The sequence below is a fragment of the Ahniella affigens genome, from assembly GCF_003015185.1.
In the GTDB taxonomy this organism is placed as follows: domain Bacteria; phylum Pseudomonadota; class Gammaproteobacteria; order Xanthomonadales; family Ahniellaceae; genus Ahniella; species Ahniella affigens.
Window position 1 is genome coordinate 1,558,846 of record NZ_CP027860.1, and the last position, 23,644, is coordinate 1,582,489.

The following is a 23,644-nucleotide window of genomic DNA, read 5'->3' on the forward strand; positions in this document are numbered from 1 at the left end:
GCATGTTTCGCTCCGGAGAAATTCAGACAATGTGGCAGAGATGGGGCCGAATCTGGCAGAACACAATTCAAGCTTTCGTCATGGGTGCGCTGTTGGTTCTGGCGGCTTCACCGCTCGCGCACGCCAGTTCAGACACGAAGTCGCGCGCCATTCTGGTGTTCGGTGACTCGCTTTCGGCCGCCTACAATCTGGCGCCGGAGCAGGGCTGGGTCCATTGGGTCGGACAGGCGCTGAGTGAGCAGGGCGGGGCATGGCACGTGCGCAACGCCAGTGTCAGTGGCGAAACCACCGACGGCGGCCTGCGGCGATTGCCCGCCATTCTGGACGAGATCAAGCCCGATGTGATGATTCTGGAGTTGGGTGCCAACGACGGTTTGCGCGGGCTGCCATTGGCGCAGTCGGAAACGAATCTTGCCAGGATGATCGACTTGGCTCAGGCCAAGGACATCAAGGTTCTGCTGGTCGGCATGGAAATTCCGCCAAATTACGGCCCCGAGTACACCGGTCAGTTCCGGCAGATGTACCAGAGCCTCAGTGCGAAGCAGTCGGTCAGCTTGCTGCCGTTTCTGCTGGCGCCCATTGCTGACCGGCGCGAGAATTTCATGGACGATAATCTGCACCCCACGGCCGAGGCGCAGGTGCAGGTCGGCAAGCATGTGCTGGAGGCACTGAAGCCGTTGCTGTAGCGAGCTGTTTACGGGAGGTGCCATGGTGACGCCGACGATTGGTCTGATTGCGGGTGAATCAAAGCAGGTCCTGGTTCGTTGTCTCGATCGGCTGCGGCAAGTATTTCCCGACCTCACGTCGCGCTGCGTAGTCGCTGACGCCCATGTTGAACTGGTCGCTGAAGCCCTGCGCGATCAGGATGCGGCGCGTCAGCGGCGAATCGTTCTCGCGGCCGCCCAAAGCTTGCAGGCGAAGGGCGCGTCTGAACTGGTGCTGCTGTCATGGCGGTTGCACGCGTTCAGCGAGCAGATTGCCGAAACGGTGTCCGCGCCGGTCGTCGCAATTGATGCCTTGCTTGGTCGACAACTGCAAATCGAAGGCCTGACGCAGGCGGGGTTCTTGGCTCATTCCGATGCCTACATGCACCCAGACGTGCGCTACCGCATGGCTACCCGCGATGAGGTCGATTTAATCTGCCCAAATGAAGATGCCTTCGAAATACTCGATTCGGTCGCCGTTGATGGCGGATTTGAGTCGCTGGATGCGCGCGCCCTGGAGCGTCTGCGGCGATATTTGCAGTTTGCTTGGCAATATCAACATCTGCGGGCGGTGGTTACCGAGCGACAGGAGCTCGCGCATTTCGCCAGAGTGCAGCTTCAGTATCCCATCGTCATGTGCCTGGAGCAGCTTTGGGCCGATGCCATCATTCGTCGCTTGAACGGCGAGCCCGACCGGCCCGCGCCCTTGGCACGGCAGATTCCCTATCTTTCCGTCGAACAAACACAGGCGGCTGAGCAGGAGGTCTGCCGGCGCTTGAAGTGTGATCCGCGCGTGCTGGATTTCGCGCTCGATCGACAAGGTGAACTGGCCTTGTACGTACCGAATCTGCCCGGCGCTGCCGAGCTCCCAGCGCAGATTGAGGGCGTCACGATTATCGTCACCAAATGAGCCACAACATACGGCGACCAAGACGCTGAACGCGTCAGAGCGTCGTTGATTAAGTTCGGAGGCGACGCGCGCCGCGGTTGATGCGCACCTTACTAAACTGGCTCAAAGTCAACTGAAACCCTGCCTAGCACGGGCCGATCAGCTGAACCCCCTGTAAGTTCTTACAGTTGCAGTTTCACGCTTGCAAGGTACCTTGCGCGCATGGCATCGCTTGGGGTTTCCAGGCGATCTTGGGGCGGGTGTTGTGCGCGCGCGACGTGCATAGCGGCCGCGACAATTGGCGGGTGGTGCGACAGCACATTGCCTACGGGTGATGCGGATGGTGGTGCGCCCAGATTGTCAGCGTGGCTGGGGTTCTATGGGCAGTTCGCAATGACATGTTGGATTGCAGGTGCAGGGGTCGACGCGCCATGAGACTGCGTGTCTTGGGATCGCAGCGTGCGGCAAGACTGATTCGGGCCTGAAGGCCCTCCTACAACAAGCATCGAAGCTTGCCGGAAGCGCGATTGGGAACGGGATTTTTGTGGGAGCGGCTTCAGCCGCGAACCAGCGTGCCGCAAGCTTTGTTCAGGCCTGAAAGCCCTCCTACAACAAGCATCGAATCTTGCCGCAAGCGCGATTGGAACCCGGTTTTTTTTAGGAGCGGCTTCAGCCGCGAACCAGCGTGCCGAAAGCTTTGTTCAGGCCTGAAAGCCCTCCTACAACAAGCATCGAATCTTGCCGCAAGCGCGATTGGAACCCGGATTTTTTGTAGGAGCGGCTTCAGCCGCGAACCAGCGTGCCGCAAGCTTTATTCAGGCCTGAAGGCCCTCCTGCCGCGAACCGGCGCAACCATACATCACGGCTAACCGAAACCACTCAAGGCTTTGCGAGCAATCCAAGCGCCGCCCAGGTCATCGCCTCGACGCCAGCTTTGATCGCGGGCTCCGGGGCAATCTGAAACAGTGGCGAGTGATGCTCGGCCCAAGTGTTGTTGGCGAGATGCTCAGGCGGTGTCCCGCCAACCTCGAAGTACACACTCGGAATCGGCGGATCAACATTCACGAGATCTGGGAAGTCCTCGGCGCCCATGTCGGTTTGCTTCCAGGCCGTGAATGCTGACTCCCCCATACCAGCCACCATCGCGGCGCGGACACGGCGGGCGAGCGCTGCATCATTGGTCGTCGTGGCGGCACCTGTTGGATCAATCGACACGAGTGGCAGCAGGTCTTCGGCAACGCCAGCGGCGCGGGCCGTGTTCATCGCGACGCGTTCAATCGCCTTGAGCAGCTTCGCGCGCGTGTCTTCCGAATTGGCCCGCACCGTGAGATCCAGACGGGCTTCGTCCGGAATCACATTCGGTGCCGTGCCACCGCGGAACGCACCGACAGTGATCAGCGCTGGTTCGATTGGTGAAATCTCGCGCGTCACAATGTTCTGCAAGGCCAGCACGATCTGGCTGCCAATGACGATGGGATCATTGCCCAAGTGTGGCGATGCGCCATGCGTTGCAACACCGCGCACCCGAATGCGAACGGTGTCCGCACTCGAATACATCAAGCCCTCGCCGAACGCGATCTTGCCAGCGGGGTATTTGGCAATCACATGCATGGCCAGCGCAAAGTCAGGCCGACCAAAGCGCTGGTACAAGCCATCAGCCACCATGCCACGCGCGCCGCCGTAATCCTCCTCGGCAGGCTGGCCAACGAGCATCAGCGTACCCTGCCATTGCGACTTCAGATCGACCATGCGCCGTGCCACGCCGACCAGACTGGTCACATGCATGTCGTGGCCGCAGGCGTGCATCACCGGCATCTCGATGCCTTCCAAATTAACCTGCGTGCGGGTTGACGCGTAGGGCAACCCAGTCTTCTCCTGCACCGGCAGCGCGTCCATGTCAGCGCGGATGAGCAACGTCGGGCCGACGCCGTTTCGCAAGATCGCGACCACACCCGTCTTGCCGATGCCGGTCGTGACCTCGAAACCTAGTGGCTTCAATTCGGCAGCAAGGCGTTTGGCGGTTTCGAATTCCTGAAGTGACAATTCCGGATTCGCATGGAGCGTTTCGAACAGCGATTTGAGGTAGGGATAGTCCGCAGCGACATCAGCTTGCAGCGCGCTTGTCGCCGCGTGACTAAAGCCGATGGGCGTGAGCAGCATCGATGCCAACAGCAGATGCTTGCCGACAGCTCGGCAGACCGAATCGGTGTGGATGAAGGGCATGGCAGCGAGTTCCGGCGCAGTCGAGGAGCCTCTGAGCTTAGCTTTTGTCGGTTCCAGTGAGACATGCCGCCATGATGATTCACGACCGGCTTCTTACTGGCGTCAGTGCCGAACCGGTCATAACCACCGACCTTGAGTCGGCCCATGGATCCCATCATCATCGTGAGCTTCTTGCTGCGGCCGTTCGTCGGCGGCGGTTCACCTCGACAAGCCTGAATCCGGAGCAATGCATGCTGGTACTGACGCGACAGCCTGGCCCTGAGTTGGCGCACGCCGAACTCACGTTCATGGAGCGGGATCCGATTGACGCGGCGTTGGCATTGCGCCAGCACGATCGGTATCAACAAGCGCTGGCGCATGTCGCGGGTGCCAGCCTCAATTTGTCGGCATTGCCAAACCACGCCGATGCGTGCTTTGTCGAGGACGCGTTATTGGCCTTCCCGGAGCTGTTTGTGCTGACCCGTCCGGGCGCCTTGTCGCGACAAACCGAAGTCGATTCGATCGCGGAAGCCTTGCCCGCAGACCGGCCGGTGCACCGATTGCACGCGCCCGCGACACTCGATGGAGGCGATGTGCTCTGCATCGGTCGACAGGTGTACGTGGGGCTATCTACGCGCACCAATGCCGACGCCATCGCCGCGCTCGCAGCGTTGTTGCGGCCTTATGCCTATAAAGTTCACGCCGTCCGAGTACCCGGAGCGTTGCACCTGAAGACCGCAGTGACGGCCATTCATCCGGATCTCGTGTTGATCAACCCGGCGTGGGTCGACCGCGAGGCGTTTGCCGACTACGGTCAGGTGGATGTCCCCGCTGACGAGCCATTTGCAGGCAATTCGCTGCATCTCGCTGGCCATTGGTTTGTCCAGGATGCCCACCCCAAAACCGCAGCATTGCTGGCGGATTTCGGCATCGCCCCAACATGCCTCGATATCTCTGAGTTCGCCAAAGCGGAGGCTGGGCTGACGTGTCTCAGTGTCTTGATTCCCCCGCCCGTCTGACCGCGCCTGTGTCGGCAGTCTGATTCACGCAAGACAGCGACTCACAGGCGTTGCGGGCTTGTGGTGTAATCGGGGTGACGCGATGCCGGTGTGTCGGCCGTCGTGAAGGAGGGCGCAATGGATCCCTGGACCTGTCCGGCATGTGGCGGTAAGAACCGCGTGGGCCTCGCGCACTGCCTGCGCTGCGGCAAACCAGCGCCCCGGTTGTCGACACCGGCCAGTCAGCATGCGGAGCAGTTTGTTGCGCAGGCTCGGCAAGGGCCCTTTTTCAAGGATTTCCCAGAGGCACTCGACTTCAGTGCCGAGAGTCTGGTGAGGTTGGATGCGGTCATCAATGCGATGTTCGGACCAGACGGCCGCGCTGTCGGTCAGACCAACTGGCAGCCGCAAGGCATGATCCTGCAAACGGTTATTGACTTTGGCGCCTATGTTGGTGAGGTGTTGTGCCGCGCGCTGCCGGTCCATTGGCAGATGCATCCGCAGTTTCCGCAAGCGGTGATTCAGGCTCGTGTGGTCGATGCGCAAGGGCGTGTCATCAACACGTTTGCGCAAGTGGCGTTGCGGTTTCGCGATGGCGCGAATCAGCCCATCGCGGCCTTGTTCACGGCATTGACTGGGCGCAGACTGCCAGCCTGGGCGATGCCACAAGAAGCTGCCGGTATTGTTCAAGAGGTTCCGCCGGCCGAGCCGCTCCATGTGCCGTCCGCGCCTAACGCCGCTACCCTGGATGCAGGTGCGATCGCTACGATTTTTCAGACGTGCCGTGCCCACATTGAACGTGGGCACTTTGGCAATGTCGTTCTGACAATGAAGCCGCTGATTGGGATTCATCTTGAGACCGCTGAACTCGGAACCCAAGCCGAACTGCTGATTCAAGCCGAAGCCTTTGAGCCAGCCTTAGTCGCACTGCAAGAGCTTGCTGCGCGCGAGCCACAGTCAGAACGCTGGCCCGAGCTCTGGTGTTTAGTGCTGACCCGACTTGGTCGCCTCGATCAGGCGCAGGGCGTTTTGAGCAAAGCGCTGCGGCAGTTCCCAACCAGCGCGTCCTTGCCAAGGCGTCAGGCGTTTCTGCAGCTCAAGTCTCGGCAATATGATCTGGCGGAATTGGCGTTACTGAAGCTCCTTCGAAGCCACCCAGATGAGGTCGAATTGCTGATCGGGTTGGCTGAAGCGCAACTACAACAGGGCCGCGCACAGGATGCGCTGGTCAGTTTGCAGCGCGTGCTGCGTGTGCCTCAGCTGAGCCCGCAGCATCGTCATGCGGCAACGGAGCAGATCAACCGGATTCGGGGTGGCCATTCGGCTGCGGTCAGGCCCGCAACGCCGGCAGCGGCGCCAGAAGCACCCGTTCGATCACCGCTGGCGCCAGAACCCAGTCCGGAAGCCGAAGTACATGCCAGCAAGGCCTACAATCAGGCGATTGCTTTAGCGCGCGAGAAGCGCTTTCCGGAAGCGTTGCCGTGGTTCAAGCGAGCGGTGGAACTCGATGCTTTCAACGCAACGCACTGGAAGGACTTTGGCAACTGCATGAAAGACTGCGGACACCCGGAACCTGCCCGGGCCTGTTTGGAGCACGCCTTGAAGCTCGACCCCAACTACACACTGGCGCGCTATCTCATTGGCGAGTGTTTTGAAGCCGAGAAACGAACCGAGCAAGCAATTGCTTGTTATCGGCAGATACTCAACGACTTGAAATCGGATCCAAGATGGGTGGATCGGGCGTTCACCCGGTTGCAGGTGTTGGGAGCTGCTTGAACTGCTGCTAGTTCTTGAGGTAGTCGATCACTTGTAGAGGCGTGAATAGCGGCACCGAACATGTCTTCTCAGTACAGACAAACGCCGCTGGCTTTTTCAGTTTCGGGTACTGCACATCGTGATGGCGCAGCTTGCCCCCGGTTGGATCCCACCATTCCTGTCGTTTGTACGGTTCGGCGATTCGGCTTAAGGTCTGAAACAACGCACGTGCGCCGGCGTCTTGCTTTGACCCAACCACCACCACATGCAGCGGGGGGCGCTGGCGTTGGTCATCGAGCAACAGAATGCCGGCATCCGTCAATCTTGAAGTGGCGATCTTGGGTTGCGCCAGAAAGGTGAGGGCATGGGCCGCGCCTGCTGCGTGTTTCGTTTCGCCCGTGTAGTGACTCAGCAGATTCAGAAATCGACCGACCGCCAGCACTTCATCCAGTTGCACGGCCGGCGGAATCGGCGTTTGGCCCGGTTGGGCAGCATAGAAGCCGGATGGCGCCGCAAAGTGGGCAAGGATGAAATCGCCCGCTGATTCGGCTTCGTCCAGCCAACGCCGTTCGGCAGTCAGCTGGTAGAGCGCGAGCATCCCGCGCCCCGCTGCCAGGGTGTCAGCGAGAAAGGGACCGGCTTGATCGGCCGCATCATGGCGGAAGCCACCTTGCTTCAATTTGCGCGCTTTGAGCAGCCAAGCGCCGAGCGCTTCGGCCTGTTCGGCAGCCTGAGCGTCGCAAAGCCACGCCGCGCGCAGCGCCAGGGCTTCGAGCATCAGCCCGTTCTCGGCGGCATATTGATGTGCGTCAATTTTTGGGACGCCGAGCGCGCGCCGCGCCGCATCGTCGCCATCAAAGTACGATGATGAGTGTTGGCCGGGTACCAAATCGGCATCCTGGCTCACGCCGAACGCGCTATTCGGGCCGCGGAGGAACGCGTTCATGTAGTCCAGAATGCGCGTGGCGACCTGACAGTCGGCAGCACGTTGCCACATCGCACAGCCCAGGCTGTAGACGCGGAGATATTCCGCCTGGATGCGCGTCAGCTTTTCGAAATGAGGGTGGTCCCAGTCGCCGCCAGTCGAATACTGATAGACACCACCCCAGACCGGGTCGAGCAGCTCGCGCGCGCCAGTCAGGCTTGTTTCGGCAATCCGGCGCTCCGGTTCCAGATCCGAATGCGCGAGAGCGTATTCGACCTGATCGCGGTCCAGGTATTTCTGCGACGCGTTCAGCCCGCCGTGCTTCGGGTCAAAACTATCGCGATGCCGTCTGAGCAATTCTTGACGCAGTTCGGCGCTCAAGTCCGATCGGACCGGTTCACCGGCTTCCTCCCCAATGCCGGCCAGTCGCTCGGGACTCGGGTCCGCAACAATGGATTGCAGCAGTCGGGTGAAGTTCGCGGGGGCCATGAACCCTTGGCGTTTGACGATTTCAGTGCCGTCCGCCGCAAACACGATCGTGGCCGGCCAGCCGTAGTCGCGGTAGCGGGTGGCGAGGTCCGGGCGGCGATCCTGGTCAATACGAAGCGGCACGAAATGGTCGGTGATCAGGGCCTGGACCTTAGGGTCCGCATAGGTCTCGGCGTCCATCACGTGACACCAATGGCACCAGACCGCTTCCAAGTACAGCAGTACGAATCGGTTCTCGGCTTTGGCCTGCTTGAAGGCCAGGTGGTCGTCTCGCTGCCAGGGCACGGCGGTCTTGGTGGCGGCCTCGGCAACGGAGCACGCGACCACCAAGAGGCTCGCAATCAGACCAAATAGACGTAAATGAAAGGGCTGTGAATGGGTTGACATGGGCGCTCCGAGGCAGATCATGCGGTATCCGAGGCAAGATGCCCAGTGGATGCGCGCCACGGCCAACTGCCGCATTCGATTCAGGATTCACACTGCAACCTGACTGCACGCAACATGACCGCTCAACATCCTCGGGGATTTCAGGCACCATTCGGGAATCGCCGCCTAGACTGGTCGGCATCCGTCTGGAGAACCTCATGCGTTTGATCTTGTCTTTGCTTGTTCTGACGTTCAGTGGCACGGCATTGGCCCAGGCCACCGACAACTGGAATGGGCCGGCCCCGGCCGACAACGTGACCTATGCGTATGCGGACGTGCTGCGTGTCGACCCCATTTACGAAACGTATTACACCCGCGAACCGCGCGAGGAATGCCAGGAAGTCCCGACCCGCTATACCCAGCGCAGTGGTGGTGACCCGACCGGCGGCACGATTCTCGGCGCGATTATCGGTGGTGCGCTCGGTAATCAGGTCGGCAAGGGCGATGGTCGCCGTGCGGCTACGGTTGCCGGCGCCGTGATCGGCGGTGCGATCGGCCACAACGTCGACCAGAACAACGGCTCGCAGCCGGGTCGTGTGGTTGAGGGCACCCGCCAGGATTGCCGCGTGGTCGATGTCGAGCGCGAAGAGCGTCGGATCAACGGCTACGATGTGGAATACCGCTATCGCGGCGAGGTGTATATGTCGCGCCTGAACTACGACCCGGGTGAGCGTCTCCGGGTGCGCGTGTCGGTGGAGCCGGTTGAGTAAACCGAGCCGCTGAACAGAAAGTTTCGGAAAGGTCTGGTTGCCTAGGCAGCCAGACCTTTTTTGTTGGCGGATATGACATCACCCGGACTCACGCTCGACCATCCCGACCGTTCACCGCCGTTGCCACATCGCGCGGTGGCGTTGTTCGATTTCGACGGCACGTTGACGACCCGCGAGCTGATGCCCGACTTCATGCGGTTCGCAGTGTCTCGTCCCAGGCAGTGGCTCGGAGTGCTCTTGGCGCCGATGGTGCTTGGTTACAAGCTCGGTTGGGTGGACGGTCGATTGATTCGAGCCGTGATTGTGTGGCTCGGGTTTCGCGGCGTTGCGGCCGAAGACTTAGATCGTCTGGGGCATCAATTCGCCACTGACGTCATCCCGAAGAACCTGCGCGACGCGGGCATGCGCCAGCTCGCTTGGCATCGCGAGGCCGGGCATCGCGTCGTGGTGGTTTCCGGGGCACTGGCGGTGTATCTCAAGCCTTGGTGCGATGCGCACGGGCTGGAACTCATCTGCTCGGATCTGGCAGTCCAATTCGGCCGCATGACCGGTCGGTATCACGGCGGTCAATGTGTGCGCGATGAGAAAGTACGGCTGGCGCAGGCTGTGTTGGATGCCGAACCGGGCGCGGTGGTGTACGCCTATGGCGACACGGTGGAGGATGAGGCGATGTTGGCCATGGCGGACCATGCATTCATGATGCGTGGCGGTGTGTTTCGGATTTGGTCGAAGGTTGGTCGGCAGCAATCTGCATTCAGCAGGTAATTGGTCTTCGGGATCGTCTGACTCCAATGTTGGCGCCAGACTGCCTGAGCTCCGGATCAAGTCCTCGCAACGATGGCGCACGGCACGCGATATTGATTGTTTGACGCAAGATTGCCCTGGATCCCGGCTGCGCCAGGATGACGACAATAGAGGGTGGTTGGTTCGTGGCGAGCAGTTTGGTTTGGCTTGGGATTGCTTGCCACAATGGGTCAACGCGTATTGTCGTTACTCTGGCGCAGCAGACAGGTTGAAAACGCCTCGATCAGCCCGAGGAAACAAAAGTGTTCGAGGGCTGGTGTCACTATTGTCGTCATCCTGGAAGCCGCGCAGCGGATTCCGGGATCCAGGGCAATCTTGCCGAGCCGCCGCAGCTTTCGCAATCCTGCCCGATCGCGACCGAACCAATCGCGAGCCAAGAGGTGGCAAGCCTAAAACCCACGTCGGTGACTGAACCAAGGCAAAATTCGGGCAGGCAACCAACATGGGCCAAAGGACACATGGCCCGATGCGCCAAACCCCGCACACTCGCCGCATAGGCGCACAAACGCGCGACCAAAGTTCCAGGACGGAGCGAGCCATGTTGGCCATAGAAACTAGGACGTTAAGCAAGACGTATCCCGGCGGATTCGGTGTGCAGGACCTGAACCTGCAAGTGCCCGAAGCCGTCATCTTCGGATTCCTCGGCCCCAATGGTGCCGGCAAAACCACCACGATCCGGCTGCTGCTGGACTTACTGACGCCCGACACGGGCGAAGTCTGGCTCTCTGGTCAACGCCTCAGCCGCCAGGATCGGCGCGCGTTGCAGCGCGTTGGCGCGATGGTCGAGACACCTTCGGTGTATCCACATTTGAGCGGTCGCGACAACTTGCGCGCGCATTGTCTGTTGCTCGATCTGCCCGAGAAGCGGGCCGACGAAGCATTGCTGCGCGTTGATCTCAGCGATGCCGCGCACCGTCGCGTCGCGCAGTATTCGCTCGGCATGCGCCAGCGGCTCGGTATCGCAATGGCCTTGCTGAACCGCCCGAATCTCCTCATTCTGGATGAACCGAGCAACGGTCTGGACCCACCGGGTGTGCTGGCGATGCGGCATTTGCTTCGCCAGCTCGTGCAAGACGACGGCATCACCGTCTTCCTGTCGAGCCACTTGTTGCACGAGATGCAACAGCTCGCGCAGCACCTTGCACTGCTGAAGCAGGGACGCTTGTTCTTCCAAGGTAGCCTGACGCGACTGCGTAGTCGCTTCCCCAACCAACTGGAACTGCGTTGTGCCGACATCGAAGGCGCTGCACAGTGGCTCACCGACCACGGTGAGTATTTGAGTCGGCCGAGCGCTGACCGTATTTTGGTCGCAAATCCCAAAGCGTCTGCCGAGCAGATCAACCGCGGCCTGATGGCAGCGGGGATCAGCCTGACGTGGCTCAGTGTGCATGAACCGAGTCTGGAAGACATGTTCCTCGATGCGATGGCATCGGTCCCGAATCACGCTGCGGCCGAGGTGCAGTCATGAATCTCGTGTTCCGAGGCATTCGCGCGGAAGGGCTCAAGCTGAAGAACACGCTGGCGCTCCGCATGGCGGTCATTGCCCCCGGCTTGGTCGTCGCCCTGATGAGCCTGCAACTGATGGTGATGGATCACAGCAAGCGCTCGCCCGCGCCCATGGAAGCGGCTTGGCTGACGTACGCAGAGGGCGTGATCGGCTTGTGGACCTTTCTGATGTTGCCGCTCTACATCACGCTCCAAGCGTCGCTGCTCGCCGGGCTTGAGCATCAGAACCGGCAATGGAAGTATCTGCTCGCGTTGCCAGTCCCCAGACACAGCCATTTCACCAGCAAGGCGCTGGTATTGATGCTGATGGTCCTGCTCGCCACGTTGTCGCTCATCCTGTTGATCCCGTTTGGTGGCTGGCTGCTGGGTGCGGTGCAGCCAAACTCTGGGCTCGCCGGATGGCCGCCTTTGTGGGCGATCGCCAAGCCTGCGCTTGCGACCGTGCCGGCGTGCCTGTTGATGGCTATGGTCCAGACTTGGGTGGCGCTGCGCTGGTCTAGTTTTACCGTCGCCGTGTCGATTGGTATGAGCGCTACGGTGGCCGGCTTCCTGATTGGGCAGTCGGAGCGCTTCGGGCACTGGTACCCCTGGTCGATGCCGCTTTGGACCATGGCCGGCGATGCGCGCTTCCTGCCGCTCGTGTTGGCGAGTTCCTTAGGGTTGGGATTGCTCGCCTTGGCGCTCGGTGCCTGGTTGTTCAGTCGTCGCGACCCGGAGTCATAGTCCCATTCGGCACCGTATTGCGATCGGTTTGACGCAATGTAACCGGCAGTTCTTTGACAATTCCAGAAACTCTCGTGCACACTTCAGGGATGAGCACTGACCTGACCCACGCATACAACGCTACCCTCGGCGCCGATTTCGCAGCGTCGATGACCTCGCGTGCCCGCCGTACCGTGTCCACATAACGGTCGGTCGCTCCCTGTTTTCTGCTTAGAGCCCGGCCCCCCAGCCGGGCTTTTTGTTTTTCCATTTCGCCAAGGACTTCAACGATGCGCCACTTCCTGAACACCAACGACCTCAGCCGGGCCGAGATTGACGCCTTGCTGGCCGACGCTGCGGCGCTCAAACAATCGCCGATCAACGATTCGCTCAAGAACAAAGCGGTCGCGTTGGTGTTTTTCAATTCCTCCTTGCGCACGCGCAGTTCGTTCGAGATCGGTACGTTCCAGATGGGCGGCCATGCGGTGGTATTGCAGCCGGGCAAAGACGCGTGGGGCGTGGCGTTTGAACCAAAGGCGGTGATGGACGGCGAGGAAGAGGAGCATGTCGCCGAGATGGTGCGTGTGCTGTCGCGCTACGTGGACGTGATCGGCGTGCGCGCGTTCCCGAAATTCAAAGACTGGTCTGTCGACCGCGAAGACCGCGTGCTCAAAGCGTTTGCGCAGTATGCGGGCAAGCCGGTCATCAATATGGAAACGATCACCCATCCGTGCCAGGAACTCGCGCATGCGCTGGCTTTGAAAGAACGTCTCGGCAATCTGCAAAACAAGAAATACGTGCTGACCTGGACCTATCACCCGAAGCCGCTCAACACGGCCGTGGCCAACTCCGCGCTCCTGATTGCGACTCGGCTGGGCTTTGACGTGACGCTGCTGTGCCCAACGCCCGAGTACCTGCTGGATTCGCGTTACATGGAGCTCGGCGCAGCGAATGCAGCTGAAAGTGGCGGCAGCCTGAAGGTGAGCCACGACCCAACCGAGGCGTACACCGGCGCGCATGTGGTCTATGCCAAGAGCTGGGGCGCGATTCCCTACTTTGGTCGCTGGGAGCAGGAAAAGCCGATCCGCGATGCGCACAAACACTTCATGGTCGACGAGGCCAAGATGGCGCTGACCGACAACGGCTTGTTCGGCCATTGCCTGCCGATGCGCCGGAATATCAAGGCAACCGATGGCGTGGTCGATTCACCGAACTCGATCATCATCGACGAAGCCGAAAACCGCTTGCACGTGCAAAAGGCCGTGATGCGCTGGCTGACTGGCGCGCGCTAGTCGGCGCGCGCTAACGCCGAACCCGATTCAAATTCATCTCTGATCAGGAATTTCCCATGAGCGACAAAGTAGTGGTCTTGGCTTTCTCCGGCGGACTCGACACCAGTTTCTGCATTCCCTGGCTGAAAGAGCGTGGCTATGCGGTGCACACGGTGTTCGCGGACTCCGGCGGTGTATCGGCCGCCGAGCGTGCCGACATCGAAGCGCGTGCGGCCAAGCTCGGCGCGGCCTCGCATGTGACCGTCGACATTGGCGACGCCATCTGGAAATCGTTCTGCACGCCGCTGATCAAGGCCGGCGAGTGGTATCAGGGGCAATATCCGCTGTTGGTGTCGGATCGCTATCTGATTGTCGAGGCCTCGGTTGCGCGTGCGAAGGCACTCGGCACGAAGGCGATTGCGCACGGTTGCACGGGCATGGGCAACGACCAGGTTCGCTTCGATCTGTGCCTGAAGGCGCTCGGCGATTTCGAAATCCTGGCGCCGATCCGCGAGATTCAAAAGCAGGTCGGCGAAGTGCGCGCCTACGAGCGCCAGTATCTGGAAGATCGTGGCTTCACCGTGCCAGACAAGGCCAAGAGCTACACGATCAACGAGAACGTTCTGGGTGTGACGCTCTCGGGCGGCGAGATCGATCGCTGGGACGTCCCCGGCCCGGGTGCGAAAGGTTGGTGTGCGCCGAAGTCCGAATGGCCGGCCACGCCGCTCAGCGTGCGGCTGACGTTCGAAAACGGTGAGGCGGTCGCGTTGAACGGCGAGCGCCTTGCGGGCATCGAGATTCTGAAGCGACTGAACCAACAGCTCGCGCAATATGGTGTGGGTCGTGGGTTCTACACCGGTGACACGACCATTGGCTTGAAAGGCCGCATCGTGTTCGAGGCTCCGGGCCTGACGGCGCTGCACGTCGCGCATCGCGCGCTCGAAGAGGCAGTGCTCAGCAAACAGCAGAATCGCTTCAAGCCGGAACTCGCGCGGAAGTGGGTCGAACTCGTTTACGAAGGCTTTTTCCATGACCCGCTGAAGCACGATGTCGAAGCGTTCTTGAACAGCTCGCAATCGCGCGTCAACGGCGAAGTCACGCTGTACACCGAAGGCGCGAAGATTGATGCCGTCAAGATCGAGTCGCCGTACATTCTCACCAACAAGAACGCAACCTACGCGCAAAGCGCTGACTGGGGCGTGGCCGAGGCCGAAGGCTTCATAAAGCTCTATGGCATGTCGAGCTCGCTGTGGGCCGAGATCGGGCAGAACGTACCGGGACCAAGCCATGCTGGATGAGGTCCTGGCGCATCTGAAGGCTATGGTGGCCTTCGATACGCGTAACCCGCCGCGGAACATCGGCACCGATGGCATCTATGCCTATCTCGCATCGCAGCTGCCGGGCTTTCAGGTCGAAGTGATCGATCACGGCGCCGGCGCGGTCAGCCTGTACGCGGTTCGCGGCAAGCCGAAGGTGCTGTTCAACGCGCATCTGGACACGGTCCCAACGGCCGATGGCTGGACGCATTCGCCATTCGAACTGCACGTGGATGGCGAGCGCGCGACGGGGCTCGGTGCCTGCGACATCAAGGGCGGCGCCGCAGCGATGCTCACCGCGGCGCATCACACGGATGCGCCATGCGCGCTGCTGTTCTCGTCTGATGAAGAGGCAAATGATCCGCGTTGCATTGCCGCCTTTCTGAAACGGCAAGCACCGTTTGATCTCGTCATGGTAGCCGAGCCGACCCGCTGCGAAGCCGTGCTCGCGCATCGTGGCATCAGCTCGGCGCGGATCGCGTTCAAAGGCACGTCGGCGCACGCGAGCACGGCGATGCCAGATAGTGCCTTGCACGCAGCGGTGCGTTGGGCGAATGCCGCACTGGCTGTCGCCGAGCGCGAACAGCACCAGCGCTTTGGTGGACTGACCGGCCTGCGCTTCAATCTCGGCAAGATCGAAGGTGGCATCAAGGCCAATGTGGTCGCGCCGAGTACCGAGATCCGCTTCGGCTTTCGGGCACTGCCGTCGATGTCGGTGCCGGATTTGCATCGCGAGTTCGCGGGCTTGGCCGCGCCGCAGTCGCTTGCTGCCTACGAAGAGACATTTCGTGGTCCATCGCTGCCAGCCGGCAGCATTGCCGATGCCGAAGAGCGTCGTTTGGCCACGCGTGATTTGGCCGATGCGTTGGGATTGCCGATTGGTGCTGCGGTCGATTTTTGGACGGAGGCGAGCTTGTTCTCTGAGGCCGGCTATCTGGCTTTGGTTTACGGCCCGGGCGACATCGCCCAGGCACACAGCGTCAACGAATGGGTCAGTCTGCAGCAATTGCAGGCCGCGACCGAGACTTACTTGAAGGTGTTGGAACATGACCAGTGAACTGATTCGCCCGGTGATCCTCCGGCTTCTGAGCAATATCGGTAGTGCCAAGGAGATCAGCCAGTACCTGCGCCGATTCAGCCAACTCGATGCCGAGCGCTTTGCTGTGGTCAAAGTGGGTGGCGCCATTCTGCGCGATCAGCTCGATGACCTGGCGTCCGCGCTCGCGTTTTTGCAGCAGGTGGGGTTGACGCCGATCGTCATTCATGGCGCCGGCCCGCAGTTGAACGAGGAACTGGCCGCCGAGGAAATCGAAACGCCGATCATCGATGGTCTGCGCGTCACGCCGCCCGCGGCGTTGACGGTTGTCCGTCGTGTGTTCCATTCCGAAAATCTGAAACTCGTCGAAGCACTGCACAGTGTGGGGGCACGCGCCAGTTCGGTCGTGGGTGGCGTGTTCACGGCGGACTATTTGAACAAGCGCAAATACGGCATGGTCGGCAAAGTCACGCAGGTGGACTTGGCTGCGATACACGCCAGCATCAAGGCCGGCTCGATTCCAGTCATTGCGAGCTTGGGCGAAACGCCGAGCGGGCAGATTCTCAACATCAATGCCGACATCGCCGCAAACGAGTTGATCACGGTGTTGAAGCCCTACAAGATCGTGTTCTTGACTGGCACCGGTGGCTTGCTCGATGGCGACAATGAAGTGATCACGTCGATCAACCTGTCGACCGATCGCGAATGGCTGCTCGCCGCGCCTTGGCTGCACTCGGGCATGCGGCTCAAGATTGAACAGATCGCGGATTTGCTTGACCGGCTGCCGGGCTCGTCATCGGTGTCGATCACGCGCCCGCAAGACTTGGCCAAGGAACTGTTCACCCATCGCGGTTCCGGTACCTTGATTCGCAAGGGCGAAGCGATTCGCGTCTTCAAGTCGTGGACCGGCGTCGACAAGGCCAAGCTGCGCGATCTGATTGAGTCTGGCTTCAAACGCAAACTTGCCCCGGACTACTTCAAGACCACCAAGCTGCATCGACTGTATGTGTCGAAGAACTACCGTGTGGCATTGATCCTGACGCTGGAAGACGGCATGCCGTATCTCGATAAGTTCGCCGTTGCGGACGACGCGCAGGGCGAGGGTCTTGGTCGTGCCGCGTGGCACATCATGCGCGCCGAGATGCCGCAACTGTTCTGGCGCTCGCGATCGGATAACTCGGTGAATGAGTTCTATGTCGACGAAGCCGATGGGTGCATCAAGGGCGAACGCTGGCATGTGTTCTGGTATGGCCTGAAGTCGTTCGAAGACGTGCAGAAAGCCGTGCATCTGTGCCGGGTGCGGCCAGCGACGCTGAAAGGATAAAGCCATGACGAAGCGGATCGGGTTGATTGGTGCCAGAGGCCATGTTGGGGCCGAATTGGTGCGGTGGTTGGAGAAGCATCCTGAGTTTGAGCTCGGGCTCGCGGTATCGCGCTCGGTCGCGGGTCAGCCGGTGTGCGCCTTGATTCCCGAATCGCGTTCGCACTTGCGTTTCGTCGATCAGAAACCAGAGGCGATCGCGCAGTCGGGAATGGATGCGTTGGTGCTCGCGATGCCGAACAACGAAGCGACTGCTTACGTCGCGGCGGTTGAAGCGCTGGCGCCAGACACGGTCGTGCTCGACCTGTCGGCCGACTATCGCTTTGACGCGAGTTGGTACTACGGTCTGCCGGAACTGACGCGCAGCCACGCCAGCGGGCAGAGGCGGATCAGCAACCCCGGGTGCTACGCGACCGCGATGCAACTGGCCGTGGCGCCATTCAAGGACTTGCTCGTTGGCGCGACGCAGTGCTTTGGTGTTTCGGGCTACAGCGGCGCCGGCACCACACCGTCTGATCGCAACAACCCCGAGAAGCTCCGCGACAACCTGATGCCATACAGTTCCATAGGCCACATCCACGAGCGCGAGGTCAGTGCGCAACTCGGCACGACGATCGAGTTCATGCCGACGGTTGCCGGCTATTTCCGTGGCATCACGATGACGTGCAATCTGCATTTTCGAGAACCGCAGACACTCGCGGATGTGCAGGCACGGCTCAGCAACGCCTATTCGAATGAGCCGCTGATCGAATTGTCCGATACCGCGCCTTGGGTCAATCGTATTGCTGGCAAACCGGGTGGCATGATCGGTGGGCTGACGATTTCGAAAGACGGCCAGCGTGCAGTGATCGTTTCTGTGCTCGATAATCTGTTGAAGGGCGCTGCGACGCAGGCGCTGCAGAATTTGAATCTGGCCTTCGGACTACCCGAAACAACAGGATTAGTCGCATGAGCACGCAGGCCCTGTGGCAAAAAGCGGGATCGGAGATGGACGCCGAACTGATGGCCTTTCTGGCGGGCGAAGATGTCCTGCTTGATCGAGCCTTGCTGCCGTTCGACTTGCAGGCCAGTGCCGCGCACGCCCGCGGCTTGCAAGCGATTGGCTTGCTGACTGCCGATGAGTGCGCGCAGCTTTGTGCCGAAATGAATGCGCTCGGTGTCGCCTTCGCGAATGGCGAATTCGTGCTCGACGATCGCTATGAGGACGGCCATGCTGCCATCGAAGCCTGGCTGACCGAACGTCTCGGCGAATTGGGCAAGCGCATCCACACGGCGCGCAGTCGGAATGACCAAGTTTTGGTCGCGTTGCGTCTGTTTGAGCGTGCCGGCGTCGATCGCGTCATCAGCCAGCTGAAAGCACTGATCACCCTAATGCTTGACCGGGCCGACGCTGAAGCCAGCATCCCCATGCCAGGCTACACGCATTTGCAGCGCGCAATGGTCAGTTCGGTGGGGCAGTGGTGGGCGGCGTATGCCGAGAGTCTGATCGATGATCTCCAGATCCTGATCAGCACGCGCAGTCTGATCAATGCGAATCCGCTTGGCACCGCTGCGGGATTCGGCGCGAATCTGCCGTTGGCTCGTGATCAGGTCGCTGCCGAACTGGGTTTCGAGCGTTTACTGCTGAACCCGATTGCCGCCCAGCTGTCGCGTGGCAAGTACGAAATGCAAATTCTGTCGAGCTTGGCGCAAGTCCTCGGCGATGTTCGTCGGCTGGCTTGGGACTTGTCGCTGTTCAGCACCGCTGAGTTCAACTTCATCGAGATGCCATCGATCTTCACGACGGGGTCCAGCCTGATGCCCCAGAAGCGGAACCCCGACGTCGTCGAGCTGCTGCGAACAGCTCCAGCACCGATCCTCGCGGGCCTGACCGAACTCCAGCAATTGCAGTCGCTGCCAAGCGGCTATCACCGCGATCAGCAAGCGGGGAAGGGCGCCATCGTGCGCGCGTTCCCGCACACGGAGCGCGTGCTGTCGGTGCTCATCAAGCTGCTTGCCGCGCTGCAATTCAAAGCCGAGCCGATGCGCGCGGCGCTCGACCCATCGATGTACGCGACCGACCTCGCCCTGGAGCTCACCCAGGCTGGCGTGCCATTCCGGGACGCCTACAAACGCGCTGCGGCCGAGTGGCCAGAGCAGTGTGCCGACCGGGAGCCGGAGGCGTCGCTTGCTGCCCGAATTTCCCCGGGAGCGGCCGGTCGGCCCGAGCTCCAGCGACTCCGGGACCGTCTCGCCAAACTCTGAGGCAATTCCTCACCATCCTGTTCAGCTTGGTGAAGACAGGCCGGAGCGCCAGCATTGGCGGGCTTTTGCCCCAAAATCCCGCTAAAACGAGGTGCTGCGACACCTGTGGATAGGCTGACTTTTTCGGGTCAAATCAGAAGTTTGCTTGTTTGTGAAAGCCCGACATGGCTAGAATCGCGGTCGCCTTCAGACCACAGATCAACCATTCGGAGCCTCAACATGGCAAGTGCCATGCGCGGGCATTCGGCTTTATTTCAGGTACCAAGCAATGTCACTGACCGTTGAACAGACCAAGAAGATCATCGACGAACACAAGCGCAACGCGACCGATACCGGCTCGCCGGAAGTGCAAGTCGCCCTGCTGACCGCCAACATCGAAGCGCTCAGCCCGCACTTCTCCAAGCACACCAAGGATCACCACTCGCGTCGTGGTCTCTTGAAGATGGTGAACCAGCGTCGCCGTCTGCTGGCTTATCTCAAGGCCAAAGACAACGCCCGTTACAAGGCGCTGATCGAGAAGCTCGGCCTCCGCCGTTAAGCCACCAGAAGGACATAGCCAATGGCCAAGCACATCAAGAAATTTCAGTTCGGGAATCACGAAGTTGTGCTTGAGACGGGCGAAATCGCCCGTCAAGCCACGGCTGCAGTGGTCGTCAAAATGCTGGACTCGGTCGTGCTCGTCACGGTCGTGGCCGCGAAGTCGGCGCGGGAAGGTCAAGACTTCTTCCCGCTGACGGTCGACTACCAAGAAAAGTTCTACGCCGGCGGCCGCATCCCCGGCGGTTTCTTCAAGCGCGAAGGTCGCCCGACCGAGCGTGAGACCTTGATCTCGCGCCTGATCGACCGCCCGATCCGCCCGCTGTTTCCCGAAGAAATGCGGAACGAAATCCAGATCATCGCCACCGTGCTGTCGGCGAATCCGGAACACGAATGCGATATCCCAGCGATGATCGGCGCGTCCGCCGCGCTGAGCCTCACCGGTCTGCCGTTCAACGGCCCGATCGGTTCGGCCAAAGTCGGCTTCATCGACGGCAAGTATGTGCTGAACCCCACGATCACGCAGCTCAAAGACTCTAAGCTGGAACTCGTGGTGGCCGGTACGTCGAACGCTGTGCTGATGGTCGAATCCGAAGCCAAGCTGCTGTCGGAAGACGTGATGCTTGGCGCCGTGGTGTTTGGTCACCAGGCCCAGCAATCAGTCATCAACGCGATCAAGGAATTCGCGGCCGAAGTCGGCCCGAAGACGTTTGATTGGTCGGCTCCGGCCAAGAACGTCGCGCTGATCGATGCCATCAAGGCAGCGGTTGGTGATCGTCTCGGCACCGCCTATCAGATCCGTGACAAGGGCGAACGCCGCACTGCGATCAATGCGCTGCGCGCCGAAGTCCAGGGCAGCCTCGCCGCCCAGAAGGAAGCGAACGGCTGGAAGGACGGCGAAGTCAACAAGGAATTCGCCGAACTCGAATACAGCACGATGCGCGAGATGGTGCTCAGCACCAAGTCCCGTATCGACGGCCGCGACCTGACCACGGTTCGCCCGATCACGGTGCAGGTTGGCGTTCTGCCACGCACCCATGGTTCGGCACTGTTCACCCGTGGCGAAACCCAGGCTCTGGTCATCACGACCCTTGGCACCACTCGCGACGCGCAGATCATCGACGCGCTCGAAGGCGAGACCAAAGAATCGTTCATGTTCCACTACAACTTCCCACCGTTCTCGGTTGGTGAAACCGGTCGCGTCGGCGCGCCGAAGCGTCGCGAAGTCGGCCACGGCCGCCTCGCCAAGCGCGGTGTGCAGGCTGTCACGCCGAGCATGGAAGAGTTCCCGTACGTGCTCCGCGTCGTCTCCGAGATCACTGAGTCGAACGGCTCGTCCTCGATGGCTTCCGTCTGCGGCTCCTCGCTCGCACTGATGGACGCCGGCGTGCCGCTGAAGTCTCCAGTGGCCGGTATCGCGATGGGTCTGATCAAAGAAGGCGATCGCTACGCCGTGCTGAGCGACATCCTCGGCGACGAAGATCACCTCGGCGACATGGACTTCAAGGTGGCCGGTAGTGCCGAAGGCATTTCCGCGCTGCAGATGGACATCAAGATCGACGGCATCACCGAAGAAATCATGCGCGTAGCCCTGAACCAGGCTCGCGGTGGTCGTCTGCACATCCTCGGTGAAATGAACAAGTCCCTGAGCGAATCGCGCAAAGAACTGTCCGATTTCGCCCCGCGCCTGCTGACCATGAAGATCCATCCGGACAAGATCCGCGAAGTGATCGGCAAGGGCGGCGCCACGATCCAGTCCATCACCAAAGAAACCGGCACGACGATCGACATCCAGGACGACGGCACGATCATCATCGCGTCGGTCAACGCCGCCGCTGCGCAAGCCGCCAAGGCGCGCATCGAGTCGATCACGTCCGACGTTGAGCCAGGCCGCATCTACGAAGGCAAGGTTGCCAAGCTGATGGACTTCGGCGCATTCGTGACCATCGCCCCAGGCAAAGACGGCCTCGTGCATGTGTCGCAGATCGCCAACGAGCGCGTCGAGAAGGTCTCCGACAAGCTCAAGGAAGGCGACATCGTCAAGGTCAAGGTTCTGGAAGTCGACAAGCAAGGCCGCATCCGCCTAAGCATGAAGGCCGTCGACGAAGGATGATCAAGTACTTCAGCCGCTCGCGCGGACTGATGCAAAAAAGCCACGCACTGCGTGGCTTTTTTGTTGGGTGTGATTTGGCCTAGGCGGTCATTCGCAAGCCGCAAGTGCGAGTCTTTTTCGCAAATTGCCGTGCCGGCGCGACCCGCAACGGGAGCCCCCATACACTATTGCCGTCACCCCTGCGAAGGCCGCGGCCCAGGGCAAGCTTGCCCCGAAACTCCCTGTTCACCGCAATAGGCGCCCGAATTGGTGCACGCTACCTCTGTCACCAGAATCCAGCAGTCGCCAAGCCCGCTTCAAATGCCCGCCAACCATACCGTCATCCTGGAAGCCGCGCAGCGGATTCCGGGATCCAGGGCAATCTAGCGGCGTGCTCGCAACGATGGCGCACTGCGCGCCAGTTCGATCGATTGACGCAAGATTGCCCTGGATCCCGGCTGCGCCAGGATGACGACAATAGTGGTGGTCACTGCGAGGTGCGGCTGACGCCGACCGGACTGTTGTCGCCAAACACCAACGTTTCGCCACTCGTGCGCTACCGCGGTGAAAATGACCGGCCGCCGGACTAACAAGTGATGTGCAACGACCGTAGGGCGGCGATATCTGGGACAAACAACATGCGGCAAGTAGCCCGACCATATTGCCGTCATCCTGGAAGCCGCGCAGCGGGTTCCGGGATCCAGGGCAATCTTGCGATGAGATGGCTGAACTCAACACCTCAACACGAACGCGTTGGTTGAGTAGCAGAGCGAAAGCCCAGCTTCCAGGCATCGATGACAGGACTCAGACCTTTTGTCACCGAGTGCCTGGAAACCAAATTAGGCACGGATGGTCAAAACGTTAGCAACCACGAAACGACGACCCCAAACACGGCGATGACACCAAGATCAATCATCTTCAACTCACTCCTCTTGCTCGCTGTCGGCCTGTTGGGCTTCGTGCTCTCAACCATGAACACGGTCACGTACGTTGATACGTCGCGCTGGCATTCAAGCCGATCGTCCCTGCGCTCACTCTGCATCCGACTTTTAGATCTGCAGCATGATTGCCGATGGGAGAATCCTGCCAGCGAGATCACATTGACCGATCTCGTCACCGGCGATCGCCGCTGCGCCAAAGGCCCGCGTGCGCGGCCCAGCGAACTCAATGACGGCTGGAATGTACCCATCCGACAAACCCAAGCCGGTAAACCAACCATCCTGATCTCGAACGGATCCGATCGATTGCCAGAGACGGAAGATGATCTACATCAGGACTGTGCCCGCGCTTAAGCTGAGCACGAGCAGAAAAGGTCTGAAGTGAAGCGATGACCGCTTACGCGCCGTTTTGAAGCTGATGATCAACACCACACAAGCCACGCCCCGAGGCCCCACGCCCGCATTGTCGTCACCCCGGACTTGATCCGGGGTGAGTTTCGATCTCGCGACAAGCACGTTAGGCGCTGCAGTTCGTAGGGCGCAATAAGCGTAGCGCATTGCGCCGCCCGCGGCCGAAAATGTCACCTCAGTTCGATCATCAATTGCGCCTCCCTGTTTCGAGTCATGGCGCACCAACTCTCATCAAACGCGCCATAACGTACCGCTCTTGCGAACCAATATAGTGCGGTTGGTGACGACTCTCACCGCAAGCAACTCCCTCTCCCACGCGAGTGGGAGAGGGTTGGGGAGAGGGCTACTTGCGACACTGTGCCGTCGTG

18 protein-coding genes are annotated in these 23,644 nt (G+C 60.6%); 16 read left to right on the forward strand and 2 right to left on the reverse strand.

Going from position 1 to position 23,644, the window contains the following annotated elements:
* Positions 1 to 29 precede the first annotated feature (29 nt).
* Both C7S18_RS05910 and C7S18_RS05915 read left to right on the forward strand, forming a co-directional pair.
* The gene (locus C7S18_RS05910) at positions 30 to 686 is read left to right on the forward strand and encodes an arylesterase (protein ID WP_106893936.1); all 657 of its coding nucleotides are present in this window, start codon (positions 30 to 32) and stop codon (positions 684 to 686) included.
* Positions 687 to 708: 22 nt separating this feature from the next.
* Positions 709 to 1,614 carry a hypothetical protein gene (locus C7S18_RS05915; RefSeq protein ID WP_106890688.1) on the forward strand — a complete coding sequence of 302 codons (906 nt, stop codon included), beginning with the start codon at positions 709 to 711 and terminating at the stop codon, positions 1,612 to 1,614.
* An 858-nt stretch (positions 1,615 to 2,472) separates the two neighbouring features.
* On the opposite strand, the gene C7S18_RS05920 is transcribed toward C7S18_RS05915, so the two are convergent.
* Complete coding sequence (locus C7S18_RS05920) at positions 2,473 to 3,816, reverse strand: M20 metallopeptidase family protein (protein WP_106890689.1); 1,344 nt, start codon at positions 3,814 to 3,816, stop codon at positions 2,473 to 2,475.
* A gap of 230 nt (positions 3,817 to 4,046) precedes the next feature.
* Between C7S18_RS05920 and C7S18_RS05925 the strand changes: the two genes are divergently transcribed.
* Both C7S18_RS05925 and C7S18_RS05930 read left to right on the forward strand, forming a co-directional pair.
* The gene (locus C7S18_RS05925) at positions 4,047 to 4,814 is read left to right on the forward strand and encodes an arginine deiminase family protein (protein ID WP_170113141.1); all 768 of its coding nucleotides are present in this window, start codon (positions 4,047 to 4,049) and stop codon (positions 4,812 to 4,814) included.
* A gap of 117 nt (positions 4,815 to 4,931) precedes the next feature.
* Positions 4,932 to 6,569 (forward strand): tetratricopeptide repeat protein, encoded by a 1,638-nt coding sequence (locus tag C7S18_RS05930; protein ID WP_146151777.1) that lies wholly within the window; start codon positions 4,932 to 4,934, stop codon positions 6,567 to 6,569.
* A 7-nt stretch (positions 6,570 to 6,576) separates the two neighbouring features.
* Here the strand turns inward: C7S18_RS05930 and C7S18_RS05935 are convergent, their stop codons facing one another.
* On the reverse strand, positions 6,577 to 8,349 hold the full coding sequence (locus tag C7S18_RS05935) for a thioredoxin domain-containing protein (RefSeq protein ID WP_170113142.1): 1,773 nt from the start codon (positions 8,347 to 8,349) through the stop codon (positions 6,577 to 6,579).
* Positions 8,350 to 8,546: 197 nt separating this feature from the next.
* Here C7S18_RS05935 and C7S18_RS05940 point away from each other — a divergent pair, with 197 nt between their 5' ends.
* From C7S18_RS05940 to pnp, 12 genes are all read left to right on the forward strand, one after another.
* Complete coding sequence (locus C7S18_RS05940; RefSeq protein WP_106890693.1) at positions 8,547 to 9,098, forward strand: glycine zipper 2TM domain-containing protein; 552 nt, start codon at positions 8,547 to 8,549, stop codon at positions 9,096 to 9,098.
* Positions 9,099 to 9,170: 72 nt separating this feature from the next.
* On the forward strand, positions 9,171 to 9,863 hold the full coding sequence (locus C7S18_RS05945) for an HAD family hydrolase (protein ID WP_106890694.1): 693 nt from the start codon (positions 9,171 to 9,173) through the stop codon (positions 9,861 to 9,863).
* A 577-nt stretch (positions 9,864 to 10,440) separates the two neighbouring features.
* Entirely contained in the window at positions 10,441 to 11,370 is a 930-nt protein-coding gene (locus C7S18_RS05950; RefSeq protein ID WP_170113143.1) for an ATP-binding cassette domain-containing protein, read from the forward strand.
* Positions 11,367 to 12,131 (forward strand): ABC transporter permease, encoded by a 765-nt coding sequence (locus tag C7S18_RS05955; RefSeq protein ID WP_106890696.1) that lies wholly within the window; start codon positions 11,367 to 11,369, stop codon positions 12,129 to 12,131. The genes C7S18_RS05950 and C7S18_RS05955 overlap by 4 nt, the downstream gene beginning before the upstream one ends.
* A gap of 269 nt (positions 12,132 to 12,400) precedes the next feature.
* Complete coding sequence (locus tag C7S18_RS05960) at positions 12,401 to 13,402, forward strand: N-acetylornithine carbamoyltransferase (protein WP_106890697.1); 1,002 nt, start codon at positions 12,401 to 12,403, stop codon at positions 13,400 to 13,402.
* Positions 13,403 to 13,458: 56 nt separating this feature from the next.
* On the forward strand, positions 13,459 to 14,679 hold the full coding sequence (locus C7S18_RS05965) for an argininosuccinate synthase (protein WP_106890698.1): 1,221 nt from the start codon (positions 13,459 to 13,461) through the stop codon (positions 14,677 to 14,679).
* Positions 14,669 to 15,754, forward strand: coding sequence for an acetylornithine deacetylase (locus C7S18_RS05970; RefSeq protein ID WP_106890699.1), 1,086 nt, complete (start codon positions 14,669 to 14,671; stop codon positions 15,752 to 15,754). The genes C7S18_RS05965 and C7S18_RS05970 overlap by 11 nt, the downstream gene beginning before the upstream one ends.
* Positions 15,744 to 17,057 (forward strand): acetylglutamate kinase, encoded by a 1,314-nt coding sequence (locus tag C7S18_RS05975; protein ID WP_106890700.1) that lies wholly within the window; start codon positions 15,744 to 15,746, stop codon positions 17,055 to 17,057. Before C7S18_RS05970 ends, C7S18_RS05975 begins: the two co-directional genes overlap by 11 nt.
* Before the next feature lie 4 nt (positions 17,058 to 17,061).
* Positions 17,062 to 18,006: an N-acetyl-gamma-glutamyl-phosphate reductase gene (argC, locus tag C7S18_RS05980; protein ID WP_106890701.1), complete on the forward strand. Its 945-nt coding sequence runs from the start codon at positions 17,062 to 17,064 to the stop codon at positions 18,004 to 18,006.
* Complete coding sequence (argH, locus tag C7S18_RS05985) at positions 18,003 to 19,298, forward strand: argininosuccinate lyase (protein ID WP_106890702.1); 1,296 nt, start codon at positions 18,003 to 18,005, stop codon at positions 19,296 to 19,298. The genes argC and argH overlap by 4 nt, the downstream gene beginning before the upstream one ends.
* A 268-nt stretch (positions 19,299 to 19,566) precedes the next feature.
* Positions 19,567 to 19,836 carry a 30S ribosomal protein S15 gene (gene rpsO, locus C7S18_RS05990; protein WP_106890703.1) on the forward strand — a complete coding sequence of 90 codons (270 nt, stop codon included), beginning with the start codon at positions 19,567 to 19,569 and terminating at the stop codon, positions 19,834 to 19,836.
* Between the two features lie 21 nt (positions 19,837 to 19,857).
* On the forward strand, positions 19,858 to 21,948 hold the full coding sequence (gene pnp, locus C7S18_RS05995; protein WP_106890704.1) for a polyribonucleotide nucleotidyltransferase: 2,091 nt from the start codon (positions 19,858 to 19,860) through the stop codon (positions 21,946 to 21,948).
* Positions 21,949 to 23,644 lie beyond the last annotated feature (1,696 nt).

Coding starts and splice junctions, on each gene's coding strand:
- C7S18_RS05970 (WP_106890699.1), top strand. CDS start 14,669: ATGCTGGATGAGGTCCTGGCGCATCTGAAGGCTATGGTGGCCTTCGAT.
- C7S18_RS05935 (WP_170113142.1), bottom strand. CDS start 8,349: ATGTCAACCCATTCACAGCCCTTTCATTTACGTCTATTTGGTCTGATT.
- C7S18_RS05945 (WP_106890694.1), top strand. CDS start 9,171: ATGACATCACCCGGACTCACGCTCGACCATCCCGACCGTTCACCGCCG.
- C7S18_RS05960 (WP_106890697.1), top strand. CDS start 12,401: ATGCGCCACTTCCTGAACACCAACGACCTCAGCCGGGCCGAGATTGAC.
- C7S18_RS05940 (WP_106890693.1), top strand. CDS start 8,547: ATGCGTTTGATCTTGTCTTTGCTTGTTCTGACGTTCAGTGGCACGGCA.
- C7S18_RS05950 (WP_170113143.1), top strand. CDS start 10,441: ATGTTGGCCATAGAAACTAGGACGTTAAGCAAGACGTATCCCGGCGGA.
- argH (WP_106890702.1), top strand. CDS start 18,003: ATGAGCACGCAGGCCCTGTGGCAAAAAGCGGGATCGGAGATGGACGCC.
- C7S18_RS05910 (WP_106893936.1), top strand. CDS start 30: ATGTGGCAGAGATGGGGCCGAATCTGGCAGAACACAATTCAAGCTTTC.
- C7S18_RS05965 (WP_106890698.1), top strand. CDS start 13,459: ATGAGCGACAAAGTAGTGGTCTTGGCTTTCTCCGGCGGACTCGACACC.
- C7S18_RS05915 (WP_106890688.1), top strand. CDS start 709: ATGGTGACGCCGACGATTGGTCTGATTGCGGGTGAATCAAAGCAGGTC.
- C7S18_RS05925 (WP_170113141.1), top strand. CDS start 4,047: ATGCTGGTACTGACGCGACAGCCTGGCCCTGAGTTGGCGCACGCCGAA.
- pnp (WP_106890704.1), top strand. CDS start 19,858: ATGGCCAAGCACATCAAGAAATTTCAGTTCGGGAATCACGAAGTTGTG.
- C7S18_RS05975 (WP_106890700.1), top strand. CDS start 15,744: ATGACCAGTGAACTGATTCGCCCGGTGATCCTCCGGCTTCTGAGCAAT.
- C7S18_RS05955 (WP_106890696.1), top strand. CDS start 11,367: ATGAATCTCGTGTTCCGAGGCATTCGCGCGGAAGGGCTCAAGCTGAAG.
- rpsO (WP_106890703.1), top strand. CDS start 19,567: ATGTCACTGACCGTTGAACAGACCAAGAAGATCATCGACGAACACAAG.
- C7S18_RS05930 (WP_146151777.1), top strand. CDS start 4,932: ATGGATCCCTGGACCTGTCCGGCATGTGGCGGTAAGAACCGCGTGGGC.
- argC (WP_106890701.1), top strand. CDS start 17,062: ATGACGAAGCGGATCGGGTTGATTGGTGCCAGAGGCCATGTTGGGGCC.
- C7S18_RS05920 (WP_106890689.1), bottom strand. CDS start 3,816: ATGCCCTTCATCCACACCGATTCGGTCTGCCGAGCTGTCGGCAAGCAT.